This window comes from Maribacter sp. C-4077 (assembly GCF_055378385.1).
This window is the reverse complement of record NZ_AP038807.1, coordinates 775185-799160: the sequence shown is the minus strand read 5'-3', so window position 1 is coordinate 799160 and position 23976 is coordinate 775185. Positions and strand designations below refer to the sequence as shown.

At 44.4% G+C, this 23976-nt stretch carries 19 protein-coding genes; 14 read left to right on the top strand and 5 right to left on the bottom strand.

Annotated features, from left to right (window positions below; genetic code table 11):
• Positions 1–3: 3 nt before the first annotated feature.
• The 8 genes from thrA to ACZ41C_RS03530 all read left to right on the top strand — a co-directional run bounded on the left by thrA (position 4) and on the right by ACZ41C_RS03530 (position 9752).
• Positions 4–3390, top strand: a complete 3387-nt coding sequence (gene thrA, locus ACZ41C_RS03565) for a bifunctional aspartate kinase/homoserine dehydrogenase I (protein WP_464564380.1) — start codon at positions 4–6, stop codon at positions 3388–3390.
• Between the two features lie 266 nt (positions 3391–3656).
• A complete protein-coding gene (locus tag ACZ41C_RS03560; protein WP_464564378.1) occupies positions 3657–4820 on the top strand; it encodes a trans-sulfuration enzyme family protein in 1164 nt (387 codons plus the stop codon).
• Positions 4821–5222: 402 nt separating this feature from the next.
• Positions 5223–5756, top strand: a complete 534-nt coding sequence (locus tag ACZ41C_RS03555; protein WP_138259287.1) for a YybH family protein — start codon at positions 5223–5225, stop codon at positions 5754–5756.
• Positions 5757–5972: 216 nt separating this feature from the next.
• Positions 5973–6659 carry a uracil-DNA glycosylase family protein gene (locus tag ACZ41C_RS03550; RefSeq protein ID WP_464564376.1) on the top strand — a complete coding sequence of 229 codons (687 nt, stop codon included), beginning with the start codon at positions 5973–5975 and terminating at the stop codon, positions 6657–6659.
• A gap of 217 nt (positions 6660–6876) precedes the next feature.
• Entirely contained in the window at positions 6877–7293 is a 417-nt protein-coding gene (locus ACZ41C_RS03545; RefSeq protein WP_464564374.1) for a YybH family protein, read from the top strand.
• A gap of 91 nt (positions 7294–7384) precedes the next feature.
• A complete protein-coding gene (locus tag ACZ41C_RS03540) occupies positions 7385–7864 on the top strand; it encodes an META domain-containing protein (protein ID WP_464564372.1) in 480 nt (159 codons plus the stop codon).
• A 107-nt stretch (positions 7865–7971) separates the two neighbouring features.
• Complete coding sequence (locus ACZ41C_RS03535) at positions 7972–9240, top strand: acetyl-CoA hydrolase/transferase family protein (protein WP_464564370.1); 1269 nt, start codon at positions 7972–7974, stop codon at positions 9238–9240.
• 5 nt (positions 9241–9245) lie between these two features.
• The gene (locus tag ACZ41C_RS03530; RefSeq protein ID WP_464564368.1) at positions 9246–9752 is read left to right on the top strand and encodes a GNAT family N-acetyltransferase; all 507 of its coding nucleotides are present in this window, start codon (positions 9246–9248) and stop codon (positions 9750–9752) included.
• Positions 9753–9767: 15 nt separating this feature from the next.
• On the opposite strand, the gene ACZ41C_RS03525 is transcribed toward ACZ41C_RS03530, so the two are convergent.
• The 5 genes from ACZ41C_RS03525 to ACZ41C_RS03505 all read right to left on the bottom strand — a co-directional run bounded on the left by ACZ41C_RS03525 (position 9768) and on the right by ACZ41C_RS03505 (position 17747).
• Positions 9768–12014, bottom strand: a complete 2247-nt coding sequence (locus tag ACZ41C_RS03525) for a xanthine dehydrogenase family protein molybdopterin-binding subunit (RefSeq protein WP_464564366.1) — start codon at positions 12012–12014, stop codon at positions 9768–9770.
• 31 nt (positions 12015–12045) lie between these two features.
• A complete protein-coding gene (locus tag ACZ41C_RS03520) occupies positions 12046–14322 on the bottom strand; it encodes a xanthine dehydrogenase family protein molybdopterin-binding subunit (protein WP_464564364.1) in 2277 nt (758 codons plus the stop codon).
• A gap of 4 nt (positions 14323–14326) precedes the next feature.
• Positions 14327–14794 (bottom strand): (2Fe-2S)-binding protein, encoded by a 468-nt coding sequence (locus ACZ41C_RS03515; RefSeq protein ID WP_464564362.1) that lies wholly within the window; start codon positions 14792–14794, stop codon positions 14327–14329.
• A gap of 222 nt (positions 14795–15016) precedes the next feature.
• The gene (locus tag ACZ41C_RS03510; protein WP_464564360.1) at positions 15017–17248 is read right to left on the bottom strand and encodes a xanthine dehydrogenase family protein molybdopterin-binding subunit; all 2232 of its coding nucleotides are present in this window, start codon (positions 17246–17248) and stop codon (positions 15017–15019) included.
• A 31-nt stretch (positions 17249–17279) separates the two neighbouring features.
• Positions 17280–17747 (bottom strand): (2Fe-2S)-binding protein, encoded by a 468-nt coding sequence (locus ACZ41C_RS03505; RefSeq protein ID WP_272637550.1) that lies wholly within the window; start codon positions 17745–17747, stop codon positions 17280–17282.
• A 224-nt stretch (positions 17748–17971) separates the two neighbouring features.
• Between ACZ41C_RS03505 and ACZ41C_RS03500 the strand changes: the two genes are divergently transcribed.
• The 6 genes from ACZ41C_RS03500 (at position 17972) to ACZ41C_RS03475 (ending at position 23975) form a co-directional block, all read left to right on the top strand.
• Positions 17972–18403, top strand: a complete 432-nt coding sequence (locus ACZ41C_RS03500; RefSeq protein WP_138259298.1) for an RrF2 family transcriptional regulator — start codon at positions 17972–17974, stop codon at positions 18401–18403.
• Positions 18404–18582: 179 nt separating this feature from the next.
• A complete protein-coding gene (locus ACZ41C_RS03495) occupies positions 18583–18846 on the top strand; it encodes a DUF2061 domain-containing protein (protein WP_094997718.1) in 264 nt (87 codons plus the stop codon).
• 7 nt (positions 18847–18853) lie between these two features.
• The gene (locus ACZ41C_RS03490) at positions 18854–19477 is read left to right on the top strand and encodes a phosphoadenosine phosphosulfate reductase domain-containing protein (RefSeq protein ID WP_138259299.1); all 624 of its coding nucleotides are present in this window, start codon (positions 18854–18856) and stop codon (positions 19475–19477) included.
• Positions 19478–19486: 9 nt separating this feature from the next.
• Complete coding sequence (gene cysD, locus ACZ41C_RS03485) at positions 19487–20425, top strand: sulfate adenylyltransferase subunit CysD (protein ID WP_138259300.1); 939 nt, start codon at positions 19487–19489, stop codon at positions 20423–20425.
• Positions 20426–20527: 102 nt separating this feature from the next.
• A complete protein-coding gene (locus tag ACZ41C_RS03480) occupies positions 20528–21775 on the top strand; it encodes a sulfate adenylyltransferase subunit 1 (RefSeq protein ID WP_138259301.1) in 1248 nt (415 codons plus the stop codon).
• Positions 21776–21884: 109 nt separating this feature from the next.
• Complete coding sequence (locus ACZ41C_RS03475; RefSeq protein ID WP_464564357.1) at positions 21885–23975, top strand: nitrite reductase; 2091 nt, start codon at positions 21885–21887, stop codon at positions 23973–23975.
• Position 23976: the final 1 nt, after the last annotated feature.

Sequence of the window (23976 nt, the reverse complement as noted above, 5' to 3'; positions counted from 1 at the left end):
CCTATGCTACATCATTTACATATAAGGGAATATACCACGCTTTCTGGAGTAACCCAGGATATAGAACTGTCCTATGAACTGTTTGGGGCCAAGCTCCATACGGCTCCCATAATTTTGGTGAACCATGCCCTCACAGGGAATTCCAACGTTACGGGAGAAAACGGTTGGTGGTCTGCCTTAATCGGCGATGGAAAATGCATCGATACGAAAAAGTATACCATCCTTTGTTTTAACATCCCCGGAAACGGATACGATAAGTTTGTCATTGAAAATTATAAGGATTTTGTGGCCGGGGATATAGCCCGCATTTTCTTGTTGGGGTTGGAAAAACTGAACATTAAAAAGCTTTTTGCCATCATCGGGGGTTCTTTGGGAGGGGGTATTGCTTGGGAAATGGCGGCCATCAATCCCAATTTGACGGAGCATCTGGTTCCAGTGGCGTCTGACTGGAAATCGACCGATTGGCTCATCGCCAATTGTCAGATCCAGGAACAGTTTCTGGTGAATTCCAAACAGCCCGTACACGACGCCCGTATGCACGCCATGTTGTGCTATCGTACCCCCGAGTCCTTCAAGGAGCGGTTTAAACGCAGTACGAACGAGGAGCTTCAGGTGTTCAATGTGGAAAGCTGGCTGATGCACCACGGGGAAAAGTTACAGGAACGCTTTCAATTATCGGCCTATAAACTGATGAACCAATTGTTGAAGACCATCGATGTGACCCGAAACGGCGAAGAGAACTTCATCAAACTTCAAAATAGTGCTACCAATATCCATATCATTGGGGTGGATTCCGACCTGTTTTTTACGGCGAAGGAGAACAAGGATACCTTTAAACAGTTGGCCCAGGCCAATAGTAACGTAACCTATGGCGAGGTACAATCGCTCCATGGTCATGATGCCTTTCTGATCGAGTTCGAGCAAATGGAAAAACTGCTGAGTTCCATTTTCAATACAAATGGAAAATCGGGAAAGGTAAAAGTCTTGAAATTCGGGGGGAAGTCCTTGAGCAACGGAGAGGGATTGGAACGCGTGTTGGACGTCATCGTTTCCAAGGTGAATTCCGGCGAGAATATTGCCGTGGTGTTATCCGCACGTGAAAAGGCGACAGATCAATTGGAAAGTCTGTTGGATAAGGCCGCCAAAGGAAAACCGTACAAGGAAGATTTCGAGGCACTGGAAAACTACCAGCAACATACGTACGGCAATGTAAACCTTTCTAAGGAATTCATGAGCTTGGCCAAGTTGTTCGAAGGGGTTTCCTTATTGGGCGATTACAGCGCCAAGATTAAGGATGAGATTTTGGCGCATGGGGAGTTGATTTCGGCTAAATTGGTGACCAAACTGTTGATCGGTAAAGGCATCAATGCCCGATTTTTGGATTCACGGGAACTCATTACCACCGATGCCACTTTTGGGGATGCCAAGGTGCTGGAGCATGTTTCCAAGGAAAAGGTGTTGTTGAAGTTTGCGGAATTGCCCCACGATGCCGTTCCCATCATTACGGGTTTTATTGCCGCTACCGAGGACGGGGAAACCACTACGCTGGGAAGGAACGGCAGTAATTACAGCGCGGCCCTTTTGGCCAATTTCCTGGATGCGGAGGAACTGCAGAATTACACCCATGTCGATGGAATTTTTACTGCCAATCCGGATTATGTGAAGGAGGCCAAGCGAATCAGCAACTTGAGTTATGCAGAGGCGAACGAGATGGCCAACTTTGGAGCCACGATTTTGCATGCCAAGACGATTATTCCGTTGATTGAAAAGAACATTCCGTTGCGGATCCTAAATACCTATAACGACGATAACGAAGGCACTTTGATCAGTGCCAAGGTCAGCAAGGAAGGTATCCGCTCCATTTCGGTCATTGAGGATGTGGCCTTGATCAACCTGGAAGGGCGCGGTTTGTTGGGGAAAGTGGGTATTGATGCCCGTATCTTCAAGACTTTGGAGGCCATCAACATCAGTGTAAGCATTATTTCCCAGGGTTCTTCGGAGCGGGGAATCGGTTTGGTGGTGAAGCGCGACAAGGCGGAACGCGCCAAGCGAGCCTTGGAGAACGAGTTTTCGAGCGATTTCCAGAGTCAGGACATCAATATGATCAAGGTGGTAGCCGACGTATCGGTCATTTCCGTGGTAGGTCAGGATTTGAGCACCTTCCACAAACCTTTCAATGCCCTTATCAAAAACCAGATCGTACCGCTGTTGTTCAACAATACGGTATCGGGTAAAAACGTGAGTTTGGTGGTGCGGAAATCGGACTTGACCAAGGCAGTAAACGTGATGCATGGGCAGATTTTCGGGGTGAGCAAAAAGGTAAATCTGGCGGTTTTCGGTCACGGAAACGTTGGAGGAACACTGATCGACCAGATCTTGAAATCGGCCAAAAATATCGAGGCCCGAAAAGGTATCGATTTGAGAGTCTTCGCCATTGCCAATTCAAGAAAGGTATTGTTGGACGCTAACGGGGTAACAGGTCGATGGAAGACCAACATCCAAAGCAAGGGAAAATCCTATGAGGTCAAGGATGTCATCGAGTTTGCCAAAAGCAATCATCTGGAAAACCTGATCGTCATCGACAACACCGCTAGTCGGGATTTTGTGGCCCATTATTTCGATTTTGTGGAGAACGGCTTCGATGTTGTTTCCTCCAATAAAATTGCCAATACCCTTGGATTCGATTACTATCAATTATTGCGTGAAGAATTGGACAAACACCAAAAGCAATACCTGTACGAGACCAATGTAGGTGCTGGCTTGCCGCTGATTGATACCATAAAATTATTGCATTTGTCGGGCGAAAATATCACCCGTATCAAAGGCGTATTTTCAGGGTCTTTGAGTTATATTTTCAATACCTTTTCTGAGGTGGATGCCCCATTTTCCTCCATTATAAAGGATGCCAAACTAAAAGGCTTTACGGAACCTGACCCTCGGGAAGACCTTTCCGGGAACGATGTGGGCCGAAAGCTGTTAATTCTGGCAAGGGAATTGGATCTGAGCAACGAATTTACTGATATCAACATTGAAAACCTGATTCCGTCGACCTTGGAAAAAGGAGATGTGAATTTCTTTATGGAGCATATGGAGGTGTTGGACGATACCTTCAACGAAATCAAAAGGAACCAAAAACCGAACCATGTATTGCGCTATGTGGGCGACCTGCATGGGGATTTGCAAAAGGAAAAAGGTATCTTGGATGTGAAACTCGTTTCCGTACCCAAGGAAAGTGCCTTGGGGCAGGTAAAAGGGTCTGACTCCATCATCGAAATTTATACCGAGTCTTACGGTGAAAACCCCTTGGTCATCCAAGGTGCCGGTGCAGGTGCCGCGGTGACCGCCCGTGGGGTTTTTGGAGATATTTTACGGATTGCGGAGAAAAGCTGACTTTTAAGGAGAAAAGGAAAAGAGAGAGGAGAAAAGAGAAAAGAGAGAAGAGAGAAGAGAGAAGAGAGAAGAGAGAAGAGAGAAGAGAAAAATGGAAATTGAAAAATGAAAAGTGTTTTTTTGCTAATTGCTAATTGCTAATTGCTAATTGCTAATCGCTAATCGCTAATCGCTAATCGCTAATCGCTAATCGCTAATCGCTAATCGCTAATCGCTAATCGCTAATCGCTAATCGCTAATTGCTAATCGCTAAAAGCCAACAACCAATGAACAAAAAATTCGAAACAAACGCCATACGGAATCAGTTGAAACGCACGGAAAACCTGGAGCATTCCGTACCTATGTACTTAACGTCCAGTTTTGTCTTTGAGGATGCAGAGGACATGCGCGCCTCGTTTGCCGAGGAGAAGGAGCGTAACATCTATTCCCGCTATTCCAATCCCAATACCAATGAGTTTGTGGATAAGGTTTGCCAAATGGAAGGGGCGGAGCAGGGCTTTGCCTTTGCCTCGGGTATGGCGGCCGTATTCTCGACATTGGCGGCCTTGTTGGAGAGTGGCGACCATGTGGTTTCGGCAGCCAGTATTTTTGGGTCTACCCATTCCCTGTTCAACAACTTTTTTCCAAAGTGGAATATTTCCCACAGTTATTTTGATGTACATGATTTGGATTCCATAGAAGGACTCATTCAACCGAATACCAAATTGATCTATGCCGAAACTCCTACCAATCCAGGTGTGGATGTGCTGGATTTGGAAGTGTTGGGCCAGATTTCGAAAAAACATAACGTTTTGTTGGTGATCGATAACTGTTTTGCCTCGCCCTATTTGCAGCAACCTATTAAGTTTGGCGCGGATTTGGTCATTCATTCCGGTACCAAACTAATGGATGGTCAGGGACGCGTCTTGGCAGGTATTACCGTGGGTAAGGCGGAACTGATGGACAAGGTCTACCGCTTCTCCCGTATTACGGGTCCTGCCCTTTCCCCGTTTAACGCCTGGGTATTGAGCAAGAGCTTGGAGACCCTGGCAGTAAGGGTAGATCGGCATTGTGCCAATGCCCTTAAATTGGCCGAATTTTTGGAAACGCACGACCGGGTAAACTGGGTAAAATATCCCTTCTTAAAGTCGCACCCAAAATACGATGTCGCAAAAAAGCAGATGAAGGCCGGTGGCTGTGTGGTCGCCTTTGAGGTAAAGGGCGGACTGGAAGCTGGCCGAAAATTCTTCGATTCCATAAAACTGTTGTCCCTCTCCGCCAATTTGGGGGATTCCCGTAGTATCGTGACCCATCCGGCCTCGACTACCCACAGCAAGCTGTCCGTGGCCGAGCGTGCCGCCAGTGGTATTACCGAAGGTATGGTCCGTATTTCTGTAGGTCTGGAGCATATTGATGATATAATTGCCGATATTTCCCAGGCGTTGGGGTAATTACAAATTCTTCAAAATTGTCAGTTCGAGTGATTTTCACTAGAAAATAGTATCGAGAACATTTTGATTTAAACGTGTCCTTCTCGATACAAAATTACAATGCGATTTCACTCGTAGTGATAAAAGTGTCTTGCCATTCATTTTGAGGGTTCTGGGGTGGTGAAGGAAGTGCGTTTGGAGAACACCAGAGGCTTGAACCACAGCCTATAATTTTCCTTTTTTTCAGGATAAATGGTTACTTTTTTTTGGTAAAAAAACTATATTTAAGGATTCCCCCTGTTTTAAACTTTGGATTCAAAAAGCATTGACAAATCTGTATACTTGTCATGGTCTGATGGTTAATCCTATTCCAAAGGTTTTAACGTAAAGAAGTAACCAATACTAAACTAAATACATGTAACCATGAAAAAGCAATTCGTGCACGCAATCGTCGTTCTATGTGCAATTTCCCAATGCTGGAGTTGTAAGGAATCCCAAGAAATGGAAATGCAATCTGGAAAAGAATATTCGGAGGAAATCAAGGAAATCATCATGGCGAAGAACGCCGAAATAGAAAAGTTGTATGCGGAGGGAATGATCGACTCGGCAGCGACCCATTTTGCCGAGGATTGTATCCAGTTACCGCCCAACCAACCGGCTATCATTGGAAATGAAAATTATAAAGCGGCTTGGAAGCAGAACATGCAATTCGGTACTTGGGAATTTGACCTGAACACCGAAAAGGTAAAAGCCAGTGGTGATTTAGCTACGGAATACGGCTCCTATTCCCTGACCTTTAGTCCTAACGAGAATTCTCCCATTCCGGCCATGGAGGACATGGGGAATTATGTGGTGCTTTGGGAAAAAATCGATGATGATTGGAAGGTTCTGTGGGATGCCCCGGTAAGTTCCGTACCCATGCTTATGCAGGCAACGGATTCTATCCCCAGCCAATAGCTCTCGCTCCCTCACGATTCCAATCGTATGGTCTTAAAAGAGACCATTAATAAAGAAACAAGGTAACTACTGGTTCGTAGGCCATGGTTTTGAATTATGGAAATAATTGTTCCACGGGTATTTTCAATTTTTTTAGGCAGACTAAAATCTCAAATTCCGAGTTGCTTTGGGGAACTGCGGATCGTTTTGTAGTTTGTCGGCTAAAATCATCCTAACATGACCACGTTTGCGGAGAAAGTAATCTCCTTTCATAAATATCTATGCTTTGACGCGCCCCTGGGGGAAAACATCCAGGTGATGAACCCCTTTTCGGAAAATGAAGCGGTGCTCCACATATTGGAGCAATTCTATACCCAATTTTTTAGGGATACTCTGTCTCGACGTATCGTCTTGGGAATCAACCCGGGTAGGCTGGGAGCCGGGGCCACGGGCATTCCCTTTACGGACACCAAACGCCTGGCGGAGGATTGTGGCATAGAAGCGGAAGCCATCCAGACGCATGAGCCGTCTTCGGTCTTTGTCTACGATATGATCAGGGCCTATGGCGGTAGTGAAAAATTTTATAGCCACTATTACATCAATTCCATCTGCCCGTTGGGATTCATTGAAAAGAACAAAAAAGGGAATTGGGTCAATTGCAATTATTACGATTACCCGGAACTGTTTGAAGCCACCAAAGATTTTATCATCACCACCCTAAAGGAACAGATTGCCTTTGGTATCGATACCTCGGTCTGTTACATTCTGGGAAAGAAGAATGCCAAATTTTTCAAGAAGATCAATGATGAGGCCAAGCTGTTCGATTCTTTTGTGGTCTTTGACCATCCAAGGTACATTGTTCAGTATAAACTCAAACAAAAGGAGGCGTATATTGAGCAGTATTTGAGGGGATTAGGGGACTAGTTCCTTGTTTTTTACTATTAATTGTTTTAATTTTTATTTCAACAGCTTCGGCGCAGAAGATGGCAACGACGCTAATTTTGGCCTGTTTTCAAACCATAACTGGTGTAACCTTTGTGCTTACGTATTTTATTCATTTATAGTGGTGGTCACTGCATGTTTATCTTCTTTGGAAGACGTATCTTTATCTTAGAATGCGAAATTCAATCCGTTGAAAATTATGACCGAAACCAAGAACTTTTTCACCACTTATAAGGATGCCGTTTGGAAGAAGGACGCCAAGGCATTGATAAACCTATATAGCCCAGAAATGGTGGCCTTTGATATGTGGGACCAAGGTTTTTATGGTTCATTGAAGGAGTGGATTCCAGAAATGGAGCAATGGTTGGGTTCCCTGGGCGAGGAAAGGGTTCAAGTGGATTTTGATCGTATCAGGCATCATGAGTCGGATGCCCTTGGCTTTGCCAGTGGGTATATTTCCTTCAAGGCTATTGCACCGGATGGAAGGGTTTTGCGGGAAATGATCAATAGGATTTCGGTCGGTTTTACCAAGGAAAATGGTGGTTGGAAGGTAGTCCACCAACATATTTCGGCCCCGGTACGTTCTTCAGACCTTACTGCTGTCCTGGAGCTTTAAATTGGAAAAAAATATAGATGGGACAATTGCATAAAGAATCTTTGTTTCCATAGAACTCTGACGCAACCATTTAAAGAAAAGTACATCTAAATTGAAAAGAATCATTAAGATGCCAATCCGCTATTTTTTAAAGAACCACATCCTTATTTTTCTTTCATTTATATTTTTCTTAGGTTGTTCCAAAGACGATGACAACAGTTCCGATGCACCGGTAGGCAGTTGGACGGTTGCGTACTTTATTACTGACGGCGACCTTAAAATTACCAAGGATGATAATCCCACTTGGCCAGAAGTTAACGATGGAGAAATCACTGCAACATTCGGTGAGCCTGATGGCAAAGCAAAGGGAACATTATCGGGGACCTCAGTAAGCAACTCCTATACTGGAAGTTATACGGCGAAAAGTAATGGGGAACTGACCATTGGTTTCATTGCTTCCACGCTTGCCAATGAACCTGAATGGACATCCTTGTACAACATAGGTGCAGCACAAGAGTTTGAAATTAAAAACGGTAAGCTTTTTATTTATTACAATGACAGATTAAATGCAATTGTCTTTGATCGAAACTAAAGCTTTATTTTAGGTCCGAACCCAGACCGATAAATTCTCAATGCATGATTTTTCTCATGTTTTAAATGCTGTATCAGGGCCATCTTTGTGCCCTTAAAACAGAATCCATGAACATAGTAAGTAAGGAAGAAGCCGTTGGAATCATAAAATCTGGGGACCGAGTCTTTATACAGGGTGCCGCCATGACACCCATTACCCTCATCGATGCCCTGTGCGACAGGTATTTGGAACTTAAAGATGTAGAGATTATTTCCATCCATACGGAAGGGGATGCCAAATATACCGTGGAACCCTACAGCCAAAGTTTTAAGATGAACAGTTGTTTTGTGGGGCGGAATGTGCGAAGCGCCGTAAACAGTAGCTTGGGCGATTATATCCCTATTTTTTTGAGCGAAATCCATCTGCTGTTCCGTCAAGGAATTTTGCCCTTGGATGTGGCCATCGTGCAGGTCTCCCCTCCAGATGTACATGGTTATTGCTCTCTTGGTGTTTCGGTCGATGTGGCCCTCTCGGCCATTGAAACGGCCAAAAAGGTAATCGCCCAGATAAACCCTTTTGTACCCAGGACGCATGGCGACGGTATTATCCATATCAAGGACATCGATTGTGCCATTGCCGTGGAAAGTCCCATACATATTCATAGGCTCACCGAGGTTTCCCCCGTGGAGGCAGAAATAGGAAAACATGTGGCCGCACTCATCGAGGATGGGGCTACCCTGCAAATGGGCATCGGGAGTATTCCCAATGCGGTTCTCAACAATTTGGGGAACCACATACATCTGGGCATCCATACGGAAATGTTTACGGACGGTATTTTGCCCCTAATCGAAAAGGGTGTAATTACAGGCGAAAAAAAGAAGGTAAAAACGGGCAAGATCGTCACCTGTTTTGCCGTAGGCTCACAAAAACTGTATGATTTTGTGGACGACAATCCATTGGTACATTTTAAGGAAGCGGCGTATACCAACGATACGGCGATCATCCGAAAAAACCCAAAAGTAACGGCCATCAATAGTGCTATCGAAATCGATTTGACCGGACAGATTTGCGCCGATACCATAGGAAACCGACAATTTTCCGGGGTAGGGGGACAAATGGATTTCATTAGGGGCGCTTCCCTTTCCAAAGGAGGGAAACCCATTTTTGCGATGCCCTCCGTGACGGCCAAGGGAATTTCCAAAATCACCCCGTATTTGAAGCAAGGGGCCGGCGTTACCACCACCCGCGCCCACGTGCATTATGTAGTGACGGAATATGGTACCACCAATCTCTTCGGGAAAAACCTGAAGGAAAGGGCAAAGTCGCTCATAGCAATTGCACATCCGGACCATAGGGAGGAACTGGAACGCGCGGCTTATGAGCGTTTTAGAAGTTGATGTACATGATACCCATCGAAACCCAAAGACTCCATATCCAAGAGGCAACCCTAGCCGATGCCGATTTCATTTATGAACTTTTGAACAGTCCAACGTGGTTGGAACACATTGGCAATCGGGGGATACGGACTTCTGCCGATGCGGAGGCGTATATTCAAAATAGCTTGTTGGCATCCTATCGGGATTATGGCTTCGGACTTTGGAAGGTTTCTGTAAAGGATACCAATGTGCCTTTGGGTATCTGCGGATTTTTAAAAAGGGATTATCTCGATGCACCCGATATCGGATTTGCCCAATTACCCCAATTTGAAGGCTTTGGCTATATGTTGGAAGCGTGCCGCTCCGTCATGGACTATGGTGTATCGGCACTGAACTTCCCAAAAGTGCTGGCGGTGACAACATCCAATAATGTACGCTCCCAAAAACTGCTGTCAAAACTGGGTTTTTCGGAGATCGGCACCGTGCAGCCTTCGAACAAAGAAACGCCTTTTCGATTGTATTCCAATCCCTAGGAGGTAATCCGCTAATTACCCCAGCAGTTCCCGTTGCTTTAAAAAGGGTTGTTTGTACGAGCGTTTTCCGGTCGCCTTGTACATGGCATTCGCCAAGGCGGCAAAAATAGGAGGGAAGGAAGGTTCCCCCAATCCCGTAGGATGGATGTCACTTTCCACAAAGTGCACATCGATTTCCTTGGGCGCCTCGCGCATGCGGATTATGCGATAGGTATCAAAGTTCCGTTGGTCCGGCACACCGTCCTTAAAGGAAATTTCCCCGTAGAGGGCATTGCCTATTCCGTCCACGATACCGCCCTCGGCCAGATTCGTTGCGGCATCCGGGTTGACCACGATTCCACAATCGATTGCGCAGGTTACCTTTTGAACGACCGGTTCATTGTTTTCCCACGTCAGGTCCAATACCTGGGCCGCATAGGAATTATGGCAGAAATAGGCGGCCACGCCTCGGGCCACGCCGTCCCTATTGGACCAATTGGACTTTTCCTTTACGAGTTTCAATACGCCGGCATAGCGGTGGGCCTCATAATCATTATTTTCCCCAACGGGATTGTGCTGGGCGCGTTCCAATAGTTCCAACCTAAAGTCTATGGGGTCCTTACCAGCGGCTTCGGCCACTTCATCCAGGAAGGACTGTTCTGCACAGGCGATAAAATTGGAGCTGGGTGCCCTAAAGGAACCTACGGTCAGGTTGGTGTCAATGGTCCAATCTTCCGCCAGGTAATTTTCAACGGCTCCTGCGGGAAAACGGTTTTCATGCAGGGGACTCTGAGGAATTCCACCCGTTTTTACGTGAAAGCCAATGAGGTTGTTATCGGCATCCAGTGCCGCCCGAAAGGTAGCCCTGTAGGAGGGTCGGTAAATACCATTGGTCATATCGTCCTCGCGGGAATACACCAATTTTACAGGGGCCTTCATTTTCTGGGAAATAAGGGCCGCTTCCACGAGCCAATGTGCATAGGACCTTCGGCCATACCCACCGCCCAAACGGGTCATCTGTATCTCTATATTTTCAATGGGCATGCCCAATCGGGCCGAAAGGGTCTGTTCCGTTAGTTCAGGTTTTTGCAACGGACCAATGAGCAAGGCTTTATTATCGGAAACATCTGCAAAAAAGTTCATGGGCTCCATGCAATTGTGCGCCAAGAAAGGGGCCGTATAGGTTGCTTCGATAACCTTGGCTGCATTCTTAAAGGCATTTTCGGGATTTCCGTCCCTACGTTTCACCGTCGCTTTTTTGGAAGCGATGGCTTCCATCTCAGCATAGTGTTTGGCTGTGCTTTCCAGTCCGCCCGGGGTGTATTCCTCCCATTTTCTGCCAAACCGGTTTCGGGTCTCCGTAATACCTTCAATGGGTTCACATTCAATTTTCAGTGCTTTTTTGGCCTGCATCACCTCCCAAGTAGAGTTTCCAACAACAACCGCTACCTCGTTGAACGTTCGCGTATCGAAGAAGGCTTTCTCATAGTCGTCATTAAATACCTTGATGGTAAAGATGGATTTGATACCGGGCATGTTTTTTGCCTCGCTGTCATCAATGGATTTTAGTTTGAGCCCAAATGCCGTTGGCGTTACGATCATGGCGGTCAGCATGCCCTCTTTATAGGTGTCTACTCCAAATAAAGGTTTACCCGTAACGATTTTGTGGCCGTCCACATTTTTTTGGGATGTACCAATAATGGTGAAATCCTTGATTTCCTTTAATTGCACTTCTTCGGGCACATTCATAGTTGCCGCAGCGGATGCCATTTCGCCATAGGAAGCACTTTTGTCACTTTCGGTATGTGTTAAAATGCCATTACGTGCACTGATTTCTTCTGATGGTACTTGCCAATCTTGGGCCGCCGCAGCAATCAACATGGCCTTAGCGGAGGCACCGGCCATACGCAGCCCTTCCCAACCCCTGCGAATGGATTGGCTTCCACCCAAAAATTGAAGTGTAAAAGCCGCCGTATCCAAGGGTGCCTGCTCCACGATTACATCCTTCCAATCCACGCCCAGCTCATCCGCAACAATCATGGGCATGGAGGTCTTTACATTTTGACCTCCCTCCGGATTAGGTGATAGAATGGTCACCTGACCATTGTCCGCTATTCTTAAATATCCGTTGATTTTAAACCATTCCTTTGGTAGTTGGTTCACTTCTTCCGCTGACATTTTGCAGGATGCTAACCAGCTAAAGCCCAGTACCATTCCACCACCGGCCAAGGCACTACTTTTTATAAATGATCGACGTCCAATTTTGGTTTTAACGATGGTCACTTATTCAGATATTTTAGATTCGTTTTGAGCATTATCCTACTAATGGCGGTTTGTCCGTTATAAAGGGTTGATGATAATGTCTTCTGCCCGTAGCCTTATACAATGCATTCGCCAAGGCCCCCATAATGGGAGGAAATGGCGGTTCGCCCATGCCTGTTGGGTCTATGTCATTTTTCACAAAGTGCGTTTCAATGGATTTTGGTGCTTCGCTATGTCGAATCAATCGATAACGGTCAAAGTTGTTCTGTTCTGGAGTACCGTCCTTAAAGGTAAGGCCACTGTACATAGCATGGCCAATTCCGTCAATAGCTCCCCCTTCGGATAGGTTCGATGCCGCATCGGGGTTTACCACAATACCACAATCGATGGCAGCCGTAACTTTTTGAACGACGGGTTTGTTATTTTCCATGACCATATCCAATACCTGGGCAACGTAACTGTCGTGGCAGAAATAGGCTGAAACCCCTCTGTGAACTCCCGCTTCGGATTGGCCCCAATTCGCTTTTTCTTTTACCAATTCCAGCACCCCTGCATATCGGGCCGCGTCATAATCGTTGGATTCCTTTTCCCCGACCGGGTTCTCTTGGGCTCGTTTTAGTAGTTCCAATCTGAAATCGATGGGATCCTTGCCCATTTCCTCGGCCAGTTCATCCAAAAAGGACTGTTCCGCCCCGGCGATAAAATTGGAGCGTGGCGCTCTAAATGCACCGGTGGTAATGTTGGAATTAAGGGTAAAGTCTTCAGCTAAATAATTGTCAATGGCTCCGGCAGGGAATCGATTGGCGAATACTGGGCTTTCCGGAATTCCACCTCCCTTTACATGAAAGGCTATCAATTTATTATCTGCGTCCAAGGCCGCACGATAGGTGGCATAATACGCTGGGCGATAAATCCCTTGCGTCATATCATCTTCCCGACTATAGACCAATTTCACGGGAGCTTTCATTTTTTTGGATATCAAGGCGGTCTCCACCATAAAATGGCCATAAAGCCTCCTACCAAAACCACCTCCTTGTCGCGTCATTTGAATATCAATGCTTTCCAAGGGTAATCCTAAAACTTCGGAAACGGCGGGTTCCATCCATTCTGGGGTTTGTGTAGGACCTAATAACTCCGCATGGTCTTCCTTTACATGTGCAAAGAAATTCATGGGTTCCATGGTATTGTGTGCCAAAAACGGACAACTATAACTCCGCTCAATAATTTTGGCGGCATTTTTAAAGGCGGTTTCAGGATCGCCATCTTTGCGTGTTACCTTTCCTTTGGAAGTCACCAATTCCTTTAATTTGGTGGTAAGGGTCTCCGAATCTTCCATACCGGCGGGAAAGTTAACTTCCATATCATTGCCGAACATGGTTACGGTTTCTGTAATATCGGAAGCGTTTTCCCATTCGATATTCAAAGCTTTCTTGGCCTGAAATACCTGCCAAGTGCTTTCCCCTACCACAGCGATCAACTCATTGAAGGCCGTAAAGTGAAAGGTATTTTTTTTGTAATCTTCATCGTATAGTTTGATGGAAAAAATATCATGAATTCCTGGCATCTGCTTGGCAGACTCCGCATCAAAGGATTTTAGTTTCATGCCAAAGGCAGGCGGATGAACCAATGAGGCGATCAACATACCTTCCCGCTGTACGTCCAATCCAAATAGGGGTTGGCCCGTTACTATTTTTTTGCCATCCACATTTTTACGTGATGTTCCGATAATGGAAAAATCTGCAATCTCCTTTAATTCTATTTCTTCGGGCACTTCCAAGCTCGCCGCAGCTGAAGCCATTTCGCCATATCCGGCGGAATTGCCGCTTGCTTCGTGTGAAAGAACACCTGCAATAGCGGTAATTTCTCCAGCGGGCACCTGCCACGCCTGTGCCGCTGCATTTTTAAGCATCTGTCTGGCGGTGGCTCCCGCCATACGTAGGTTTTGCCAAGAACTGCTTATCGATCTACTGCCGCCGGCCACCTGCCAACTATACAGATTTGTATTTAAGGGTGCTTGCTCAACGACCACATTTTTCCAGTCAACCTCCAGTTCGTCCGCAACGATCATGGGCATCGAGGTCCGAACGTTTTGTCCAATTTCGGGATTGGGAGACATGATGGTAACTACCCCGTTGTCCCCAATTTTTAAGTAGCCATTGATTTCATACCATTCCTTTGGCATTTCAGGTTCGATGGCCATGGCCACGGCCTCAGCTCCTTTTGGTTTACAGGAATTCAACCAACTGAATCCAAGGATAAGGCCGCCTCCAGCGACGCTGGTATTCCTAATAAATCCGCGTCTTCCCAATGTTGTTTTTATGTGTGTCATGGTCCTATGAAGTTTGAGTGCTATTGGCAGCCATTTTAACGGCTTTCTTAATTCGTGTATACGTGCCGCAGCGGCAGATGTTTCCGTTCATGGCATTTTCAATTTCTACGTCCGAAGGGTTAGGATTTCTCTTGAGCAAGGCAGAAGCTGTCATAATCTGACCTGCCTGACAATACCCACATTGGGGAACATCCACTTCCAACCAAGCTTCCTGTACCGGATGGTCTCCATTTTCTGAGAGCCCTTCTATGGTGGTGATTTCTTGGTCACCAACAGAGGATATGGGTAATTGGCATGACCTTACCGCGTTGTCGCCTAGGTGAATGGTACAGGCCCCACATTGGGCAATACCACAGCCGTATTTGGTTCCTACCATTTGCAAATGATCGCGAAGGACCCAAAGCATGGGTGTTGATGGGTCTACATCTACTTGCTGAGACGTACCGTTGATTTTTAATGAGAATGCTGCCATAATTTTTGATAAGTTGTTGTTCTTGTTGAAATTACAAAATATTGATATACAAAGGGAAAACTAAGGTAGGGAAGTTCAAAATAAAGAAGGTTATATGACTTTTAGCTTTGGTTGGCGTGGAATTAAAAAAGTGTTACCGAAAAAAACTTCGATAACACTTTTCAAATTTACGGCCGTGGGGTCGTAACGGTAATACCTAGCAATTATAGGCTAAGCAATATACTATCCCACTATTTCCTTTTCAAGAATAAAGGGTTGATTGTAGACGCGTTTTCCGGTTGCCTTATACATGGCATTCGCCAATGCCCCGATAACAGGTGGCAACGAAGGTTCTCCAAGTCCGGTAGGGTCTATACCGTTATCAACAAAATAGGACTCTATCTGTTTGGGCGCCTCGCTATTTCTAATTAAATGATAGGAGTCGAAGTTCTGCTGCTGCGGAACCCCGTTCTCAAAGGTCATTTGAGAATAAGTAGCATGTCCAATACCGTCTATGATACCCCCTTCAATCTGATTTTTGGCACTGATTGGATTGATTACGATTCCACAATCCACGGCACAAACAACCTTTTCTACCATAGGTTTGTTACCGTCCATGGTAAGATCCAATACTTGGGCTACATAGGAATTGTGGCAGTAATAGGCGGATACTCCCCTGGCTTTACCATTATCCAAACCGTCCCAATTGGCTTTTTCCTTAACTAATTTTAAAACACCGGCATAGCGTTCGGGGTCGTAATCATTTTTCTCAGGTGGTCCAACGGGGTCTTTTATCGCCTTGTCGAACAATTCCAAACGGAATTCGATAGGGTCTTTACCGGCCAATTCGGCTACCTCGTCCATAAAGGACTGCTCTGCACCGGCCATAAAGTTAGACCTAGGTGCTCTCCATGCCCCTGTCGTAATTTTGGTCTGTAGGCTTGTCTTTTCAGCTAAATAATTATCTACCGCTCCCGCAGGGAATCTATTTTCAAAAACTAAATCATCATTAGTTCCAACTCCCTTCACAGACCAAGCTATTAGATTGTTATCCTTGTCCAATCCTGCCTTGAACCTCACTTTGTAGGCAGGGCGGTAGGTTCCTTGGGTCATGTCGTCCTCTCGGGTATACACCAATTTGATCGGAGCCTGTACTTTTTTGGAAATAACGGCTGCCTCTACACCAAAGTGTCCGTAGAGCCTACGTCCAAATCCACCACCCATACGAGTCATGCCAACATCTATTTTATCAATGGGCAATCCTAACACAGAGGATAAGGTCTTTTCCAAAAACTCAGGAGTCTGTATAGGACCTTTGACTTCGGCCTTATCCGCAGTTACGTTAGCAAAAAAGTTCATGGGCTCCATTGTATTGTGGGCCAAAAATGGAGCACTATAGGTTCGCTCGATGACTTTGGCCGCACCTTTAATGGCCTTGTTAAAATCCCCATCGCTACGAGCTGGTTCTTTTGCGGGAGCATCCAACAATTTTGCTAGATCGTCCTCATAGCTTTCGGTACTTTCCAAGTTAGATGGGCTTTCCCATTCCACTTTTAAAGCTTTTTTGGCCTGCATGCACTGCCACGTACTTTCACCCACAATTGCAACTAGTTGTGGTATTCCACCTCCATCGGACCACTGTTTTTCAACCCCTTCTGGATATACATCAACAGGGAAAACATCTATAATTCCCGGCATGGATTTGATTGATTCGGCATCCATTGATTTAAAGGTTTGCCCAAAAGCCTCAGGATGCACTATCATGGCTGTAAGCATACCTTCCTCTTGGACATCGATTCCGAACAATGGTTTTCCAGTAACTATTTTTGGTCCGTCAACATTTAATCTGTCCGTACCTATTATCGTAAAATCATTTATGTCCTTTAACTCAACTTCTTCCGGAACTTCAATATTTTCTGGTGGGTCATTGGGAGAAGCTACACCCACCGCTGCAGATGCCATTTCACCATAACCGGCCGATTTGTTGCTAGCTTTGTGGTAGAGCGTTCCGTTGGATGTGGTCACCTCTTCCAAGGGGACCTCCCAAGCTTTGGCAGCAGCCTGTCTCAACATTTTTCTCGCTGTAGCACCAGCCATACGCAACCCTTCCCATCCTGCTCGGATGGATTGGCTTCCGCCGGCCAACTGTCTCTGGAAAACATCCAAATTTAGCGGCGCCTGTTCCACAATGACGTTTTTCCAATCTACGTCCAATTCATCGGCCACAATCATAGGCATGGCCGTTTTTACGTTCTGTCCGATTTCTGGATTGGGAGACATGATTGTTACCAATCCATTATCACCAATTTTTAGAAAACCATTGATGTCAAACCATTCTTTTGGAAGGCTGTTCACTTCTTCGGGGGTCATTTTACAAGAGGCGAGCCAACTAAAACCCACCATCATACCACCACCGGCAAGTGCCGAAGTTCTTATAAAAGATCGTCTTCCTATTTTTGTTTTTACGAGTGTCATTTTTTTTGATTTTTTTGGTGCTTTGTACGAGTCATGCATTCTGAGTCTCTGAGACTGCCATTTTTATGGCTTTCTTGATGCGTACATAAGTTCCACATCTACAAATGTTTCCGTTCATAGCCGTTTCTATTTCTTCATCGCTGGGGGAAGGATTTCGCTTTAGTAGGGCCGTTGCACTCATGATTTGACCGGCTTGACAGTAGCCACATTGTGGAACATCTATCTCTAGCCATGCTTTTTGTACTGGATGATCGCCGTTTTCAGAAAGTCCTTCTATGGTTGTAATTTCTTGGTCGCCAACAGAGGAAACAGGTAATTGGCACGAACGAATCGCGTTATCTCCCAAGTGAACAGTGCAGGCACCACACTGGGCAATGCCGCAACCATATTTTGTTCCCACCAATTTAAGATGGTCCCTGAGCACCCATAACATGGGTGTGCTATCGTCTACATCGACCTCTAGGGTCTTTCCATTTATCTTTAAGCTGAATTTTGACATAGTGAGTTTGTTTTGAATCGGATGCTTCAAGTTACTAAATATTTATATGTAATGGAACAAGTATTGTCTTAGATTAACATTTTTTTATTTTGATATTGGCCATAGAAAGAGTCTGTTAACTGAACTCACACGTAACTGGCTATCAGTGTTATTTCAGTTTACGTTTCTATCGACTAAATCGCTACACCAAATTTCTCAACCTTAATTTTAATTATCTTTGAAATATGCTTTCCAAGAAGACAAAATACGGATTAAAGGCCCTTGCATATTTGGGAAACCAAAAAAATCGAAAACCCGTCCAGATTTCCGAAATAGCGGAGCATGAGAATATATCCCAAAAGTTTTTGGAAAGTATTCTCCTAAGCCTACGTAAATCTGGATTTTTGAGTTCCAAAAAAGGTAAGGGTGGTGGATATTACCTCTTGAAGGACCCAGACCAAATATATATGACCGATGTTATGCGGGTACTGGAAGGGCCTATTGCCATGGTACCTTGTGTAAGCCTTAATTTTTACGAAAGCTGTGACGATTGCCCGGACGAAAGGACATGCTCCGTCCACAAATTGATGCTCCAAGTTAGGGACAGTGCCTTGGCGGTATACCGAAACAATACCTTACAGGATATTCTTTGCAATCAACCCAAAGACGAGAAATAAGCTTGCCCATTTAAACCTCTTGTTGGAAATATCTCAATTTAACCCCTGTTTTGTTAATAATCTACTAATTCTATAGGGTAATTATAAATTTTAAGGATTTCATTGGTGATAGGTAAAAATTAAATTCTATTTTTGAAAACTCTACTAATTAAGTAGGGTAATAAAATTTACAATTTAAGATGATTGCAGATCAACTTGTTTTAGATAAGAAAACCACAAAAACGACCTACGCGGAGGATAAAAAATCCGAAAAGCCTATACGAAGTATTGCCAAGGCATTTAGCTGGCGTATCATAGGAACTCTGGACACACTTGTTATTTCGTACATTCTTACAGGTAAGATTTCAATTGCGGCATCCATAGCGTCAATAGATTTTGTCACGAAAATGATTCTCTATTTTTTTCATGAAAGGTTGTGGAACTTAATAAAATGGGGCAAATAAAAAAGGTATGGCATTATCAACATCTCAAATTCAACAATTGAACGCCCAATTCAAGGGTATACCACCAGAGGAAATAATCTCTTGGGCCGTGAAACACGGTAATACCCCGGTGGTTACTACCAATTTTCGGCCTTATGAAGTCGCTATTTTACATGCGGTATCCCAAGTAAGTCAGGACATTCCCGTGATTTGGTGTGATACGGGGTACAATACCCCAAAGACTTACAAACACGCGGAGGAGCTAATTGAAAGGTTACAATTGAACATCAAATTATATGTTCCCAGACAGACCTCTGCCCATAGGGATGCCATAATGGGAATTCCACAAATAGATGATCCACGACATGAGGAATTTACCAAGCAAGTGAAATTGGAACCTTTCGCCAGGGCCATGGCCGACTTTAAACCAGATGTTTGGTTTACGAACTTGCGCAAAGGTCAGACAGCTTTGCGTGATAGTTTGGATATATTAAGTTTGAGCAAGGACGGGGTGCTAAAAGTGAGTCCTTTCTATCATTATAATGACACCCAATTAGACACCTATTTAAGGAAGTTCGATCTTCCCAATGAACATAACTATTTTGATCCCACCAAGGTTTTGGCCAATAGGGAGTGCGGATTACATACATAAAGAATACCTATGGAAGTAAAAGAATTGGAAGTGCCAGTTGAAATCGGTGAGAATACCGCCCATATCAATGCCCTAGAAAATGAGGCCATTTATATTTTGAGGGAGGTAGCGGCACAATTTGAAAAACCGGTTTTATTGTTTTCGGGAGGAAAGGACTCGATTACTTTGGTAAGGTTGGCCCAAAAGGCCTTCTGGCCCGCTAAAATTCCTTTTCCCTTGATGCATATTGATACCGGACATAATTTTCCCGAGACCATAGAATTTAGAGATCGTTTGGTTAAGGAACTGGGATTGGAACTTATTGTTAGAAATGTCCAGGACTCCATTGACCAAGGAAAGGTCAAGGAAGAGTCTGGAAGATATTCCAGTAGAAACAGTTTGCAGACAACGACGCTGTTGGATGCTATTGAAGAGTTTAAGTTCGATGCTTGTATTGGAGGTGCCCGTAGGGATGAGGAAAAAGCAAGGGCCAAGGAAAGGATATTTTCTGTTCGTGACGATTTTGGACAATGGGACGAAAGAAACCAAAGACCGGAATTGTTCGATATGTTGAACGGTCAGATCGAGTTGGGTCAGAACGTACGCGTGTTCCCTATTTCCAATTGGACAGAGCTGGATGTTTGGTCCTATATAAAGGATGAAGGAATAGAGATTCCTTCCATCTATTTTGCACATAAGCGCAAGACCTTTCTTAGGGACGGTATGATATGGTCGGCCGAAGATGGAATTGTATTCAGGGACGAGGATGAGGTTGTGGAAGAACGGATGGTTCGTTTTAGAACGGTAGGTGATATGTCCTGTACGGCGGCCGTTCTTTCGGATGCCATTAGTATAGATAAGGTGGTAGCCGAAATTAGGGATTCTTCCATTTCAGAACGAGGTGCCCGTATAGACGACAAACGTTCCGAAGCGGCCATGGAAAAAAGAAAACAACAAGGATATTTTTAGAATTTTCTTTTGAAAATTCTGCCGTTGGCTAATAGCTATCGGATATAAATCAAATAATAATTAATGGCCAGCAGCTAAAACCTAATGGCTAACCGCATAAAAATGGAAGTACTAAAAATAGCAACGGCAGGTAGTGTGGATGATGGTAAAAGTACCTTGATTGGAAGGATACTTTACGATACCAAATCCTTGACTTCGGATAAACTCGAAGCCATAGAAAGGACCAGTAAGCAAAAAGGATACGATTATTTGGATTTTTCCTTGGCTACGGATGGTTTAGTGGCTGAAAGAGAACAGGGAATTACCATAGATGTAGCCCATATCTATTTTTCCACGGCTAAGAAAAGCTACATTATTGCCGATACCCCAGGACATGTTGAATATACCCGAAACATGGTAACGGGTGCCTCTACCTCTCAGGCGGCCATCATTTTGATTGATGCCCGCAAAGGGGTCATTGAGCAAACCAACAGGCATTTTTTCATCAATAATCTTCTACGTATAAAGGAAGTAGTGGTGGCCATCAATAAAATGGATCTGGTCGATTTTTCGGAGGAACGATACAATGAAATTAAGGCCGATTTTGAAAAACTGATGGAGAAACGGGATTATGCCGATCAAAAAATCACGTTTGTTCCGGTCAGTGCCCTTAAGGGTGATAATGTCGTAAATAAATCCGAAAATACATCTTGGTATAAGGGGGAAACTTTATTGGAGCATTTGGAAGCTTTGGATCTTGCAGCGGTTTCCAATGTGGGCACGCCTCGTTTTCCCGTGCAGTATGTTATCCGTCCAAAAACAGAGGAGCATCATGATTTTAGGGGCTTTGCAGGTAAGGTCTACGGAGGTGAGTTGAGTGTGGGTGATGAGGTAGTTGCCCTACCTTCACAGACAAGGTCTAAAATCAAGGACATTTATGTTTACGATAAAAAATATAAAACGGCTTCCAGAAGGTCATCTGTAACCATTACGTTGGAAGACGAAATTAATCTGAGCCGGGGTGATATGTTGGTCAAGGCCAATGACCTCCCAACAATAGAAAAGCAATTTACAGCTACCATTTCCTGGATGGATTCCAAGCCGTTGGCGGCAGGGAACAAATATGTGGTTCAGCATGGGGTCAATAAGGTATTGGCCAAGGTTGATCAGGTGCATCATAAAATTGCACCGGATTATTCCGGAGTGGATGCCGAAGCCCAGTCGTTGGGTATGAACGATATTGCGGAGGTGAGTTTTAGGTTAAACAAACCTATTTTTTACGATAAGTTCAAAAATCATAGGACCAATGGTTCTTTTATTCTCATCGATACACAATCAAATAATACGGTAGGAGCCGGGTTTATAAGTTAGTCGTAATCCTGAATTAAATGTTGAATATAATTTTAAATTAAAACATATTAATCCGATAGGATTTATATTATTATTAAAGCAGCAGGACAAGATCATATAAAAAATAGCAATGCAAAGTTTTAGAACAGAAATAGAAAATCCGATTGTTGAAAAGGACATCCTAGAGTTGGAACGAAAGATTCATGAGTTCCACGGCGGTAAGTTGGATGAGGAGAAATTTCGAAGTCTTCGTTTGGCCAGGGGAGTTTATGGACAGCGTCAACCAGGGGTTCAAATGATCAGGATTAAGTTGCCTTACGGAAAGGTAACATCTAAACAATTGCATCGTATTTGTGAGGTTTCGGACGAGTATTCCAGAGGTAGGCTCCATATTACGACCAGACAGGATATCCAAATTCATTATGTGGATTTGAACAGGACTCCTGAACTCTGGGCGGAGTTGGAAAAGGATGATATTACCCTCAGGGAAGCCTGTGGTAATACGGTACGCAATGTAACGGCCAGTGAAACCGCAGGCATCGATATAAACGAGCCTTTTGATGTATCGCCCTATGCCCACGCCCTTTTTCAATATTTTTTGAGAAATCCCGTGAGTCAGGAAATGGGACGAAAGTTTAAGGTTTCCTTTTCCGCTTCGGATGAAGATACCGGACTTTCCTACATGCACGACCTTGGTTTTATTGCCAAAATCAAAGAAGGTATTAAAGGTTTTAAAGTGATGCTTGGTGGGGGATTGGGGTCACAACCGAGGCATGCAGATGTTTTATATGAGTTTTTGCCTTCGGATAAAATAATTCCTCTGATGGAAGTAGTGGTCCGTGTTTTTGACCGCTTTGGAGAACGAAAAAGCAGGGCAAAAGCCAGAATGAAGTTCTTATTAAAAGATGTAGGCTTGGATGGTTTTAGAAAACTGATCGATGAAGAATGCAAGGCAATTCCCTTTAAAACCTATCCCATTGATGCCTTGGAATACCCTAAAATAAAAGTTTCCGAGCTCGAAGCTCCAAAAGTAGAAATTGACGATATCAAGGAATTTGAAAAATGGAAGTCTACCAACATCCTACCACAGAAACAAGATGGTTTTGTGGCGATAGGAATTAAGGTTCTTTTGGGAGACTTTTATACGGAAAAGGCCAGATTGTTAGCGGATTTGGTACAGAACTATGCTGCGGGTGAATTCCGGTTGACTTTGCGCCAAAATATATTGATTCCCTATGTAAGAGAGGATGCCATTCCATTTTTCTTCGCGGAACTAAAAAAACTAGGCTTTGCTGAAGCCGGTTATAATAAGGCCTTGGATATTACCGCCTGTCCCGGAACGGATACCTGCAATCTGGGTATTGCGAGTAGTACGGGAATAGCGGAGGAGTTGGAACGGGTAATAAAAGCAGAATATCCACAATATATTGAAAATCCAGATGTGGTCATTAAAATAAGCGGATGCATGAACGCCTGTGGACAGCACAATATGGCCAATATTGGTTTCCAAGGAATGTCCGTTAGAACTAAGGATAAATTGGTGGCCCCTGCCTTACAGGTATTATTGGGAGGTGGAAACGATGGAAATGGAAATGGACGGTTTGCGGATAAAGTAGTTAAGGTGCCTAGTAAGCGAGGACCTGAAGCCTTACGATTGATATTGGACGATTTTGATGCTAACGGCAATGGAAAATCCTTTCCCGATTATTATGCCGAAAAAGGACAAATGTATTTCTACGATTTCTTGACCCATTTATCCAATGTCGATGATCTAACTGCCGATGATTTTGTTGATTGGGGAAATACCGAAAGATATGAGAAAGCTATCGGTGTGGGAGAATGTGCCGGGGTAGTCATCGATTTGATTGCGACATTGCTTTTTGAAAGTAAGGAAAAGATTCAGAATGCCCAGGAGAAATTTGAGGAGGAAAAATGGGCGGCCAGTATTTATTATGCTTATTCCTCTATGGTTAATTCGGCCAAGGCCTTATTGACGTCAGAAAATACCAAAGTGAACACCCACGCCAGTATTATCAAGGATTTCGATGAGAAGTTTGTTGCCAATGGTAGAATCGAGGTTTCGGGTGGTTTTGAGAACATGGTTTTGCAAATCAACAAAAATGAGCCCACGAAAGAATTTGCGACTTCCTATTTGAAAAATGCAAGATTGTTTTTAGAAACCGTTGAAAAGTATAGGGAACGAGAATTAGCGCAGGTTTAAA

Excerpts from the sequence above, each read along its gene's own strand:
- thrA (WP_464564380.1), top strand. The coding sequence starts at position 4 with ATGCTACATCATTTACATATAAGGGAATATACCACGCTTTCTGGAGTA.
- ACZ41C_RS03560 (WP_464564378.1), top strand. The coding sequence starts at position 3,657 with ATGAACAAAAAATTCGAAACAAACGCCATACGGAATCAGTTGAAACGC.
- ACZ41C_RS03555 (WP_138259287.1), top strand. The coding sequence starts at position 5,223 with ATGAAAAAGCAATTCGTGCACGCAATCGTCGTTCTATGTGCAATTTCC.
- ACZ41C_RS03550 (WP_464564376.1), top strand. The coding sequence starts at position 5,973 with ATGACCACGTTTGCGGAGAAAGTAATCTCCTTTCATAAATATCTATGC.
- ACZ41C_RS03545 (WP_464564374.1), top strand. The coding sequence starts at position 6,877 with ATGACCGAAACCAAGAACTTTTTCACCACTTATAAGGATGCCGTTTGG.
- ACZ41C_RS03535 (WP_464564370.1), top strand. The coding sequence starts at position 7,972 with ATGAACATAGTAAGTAAGGAAGAAGCCGTTGGAATCATAAAATCTGGG.
- ACZ41C_RS03530 (WP_464564368.1), top strand. The coding sequence starts at position 9,246 with ATGATACCCATCGAAACCCAAAGACTCCATATCCAAGAGGCAACCCTA.
- ACZ41C_RS03520 (WP_464564364.1), bottom strand. The coding sequence starts at position 14,322 with ATGACACACATAAAAACAACATTGGGAAGACGCGGATTTATTAGGAAT.
- ACZ41C_RS03515 (WP_464564362.1), bottom strand. The coding sequence starts at position 14,794 with ATGGCAGCATTCTCATTAAAAATCAACGGTACGTCTCAGCAAGTAGAT.
- ACZ41C_RS03510 (WP_464564360.1), bottom strand. The coding sequence starts at position 17,248 with ATGACACTCGTAAAAACAAAAATAGGAAGACGATCTTTTATAAGAACT.
- ACZ41C_RS03505 (WP_272637550.1), bottom strand. The coding sequence starts at position 17,747 with ATGTCAAAATTCAGCTTAAAGATAAATGGAAAGACCCTAGAGGTCGAT.
- ACZ41C_RS03500 (WP_138259298.1), top strand. The coding sequence starts at position 17,972 with ATGCTTTCCAAGAAGACAAAATACGGATTAAAGGCCCTTGCATATTTG.
- ACZ41C_RS03495 (WP_094997718.1), top strand. The coding sequence starts at position 18,583 with ATGATTGCAGATCAACTTGTTTTAGATAAGAAAACCACAAAAACGACC.
- ACZ41C_RS03490 (WP_138259299.1), top strand. The coding sequence starts at position 18,854 with ATGGCATTATCAACATCTCAAATTCAACAATTGAACGCCCAATTCAAG.
- cysD (WP_138259300.1), top strand. The coding sequence starts at position 19,487 with ATGGAAGTAAAAGAATTGGAAGTGCCAGTTGAAATCGGTGAGAATACC.
- ACZ41C_RS03480 (WP_138259301.1), top strand. The coding sequence starts at position 20,528 with ATGGAAGTACTAAAAATAGCAACGGCAGGTAGTGTGGATGATGGTAAA.
- ACZ41C_RS03475 (WP_464564357.1), top strand. The coding sequence starts at position 21,885 with ATGCAAAGTTTTAGAACAGAAATAGAAAATCCGATTGTTGAAAAGGAC.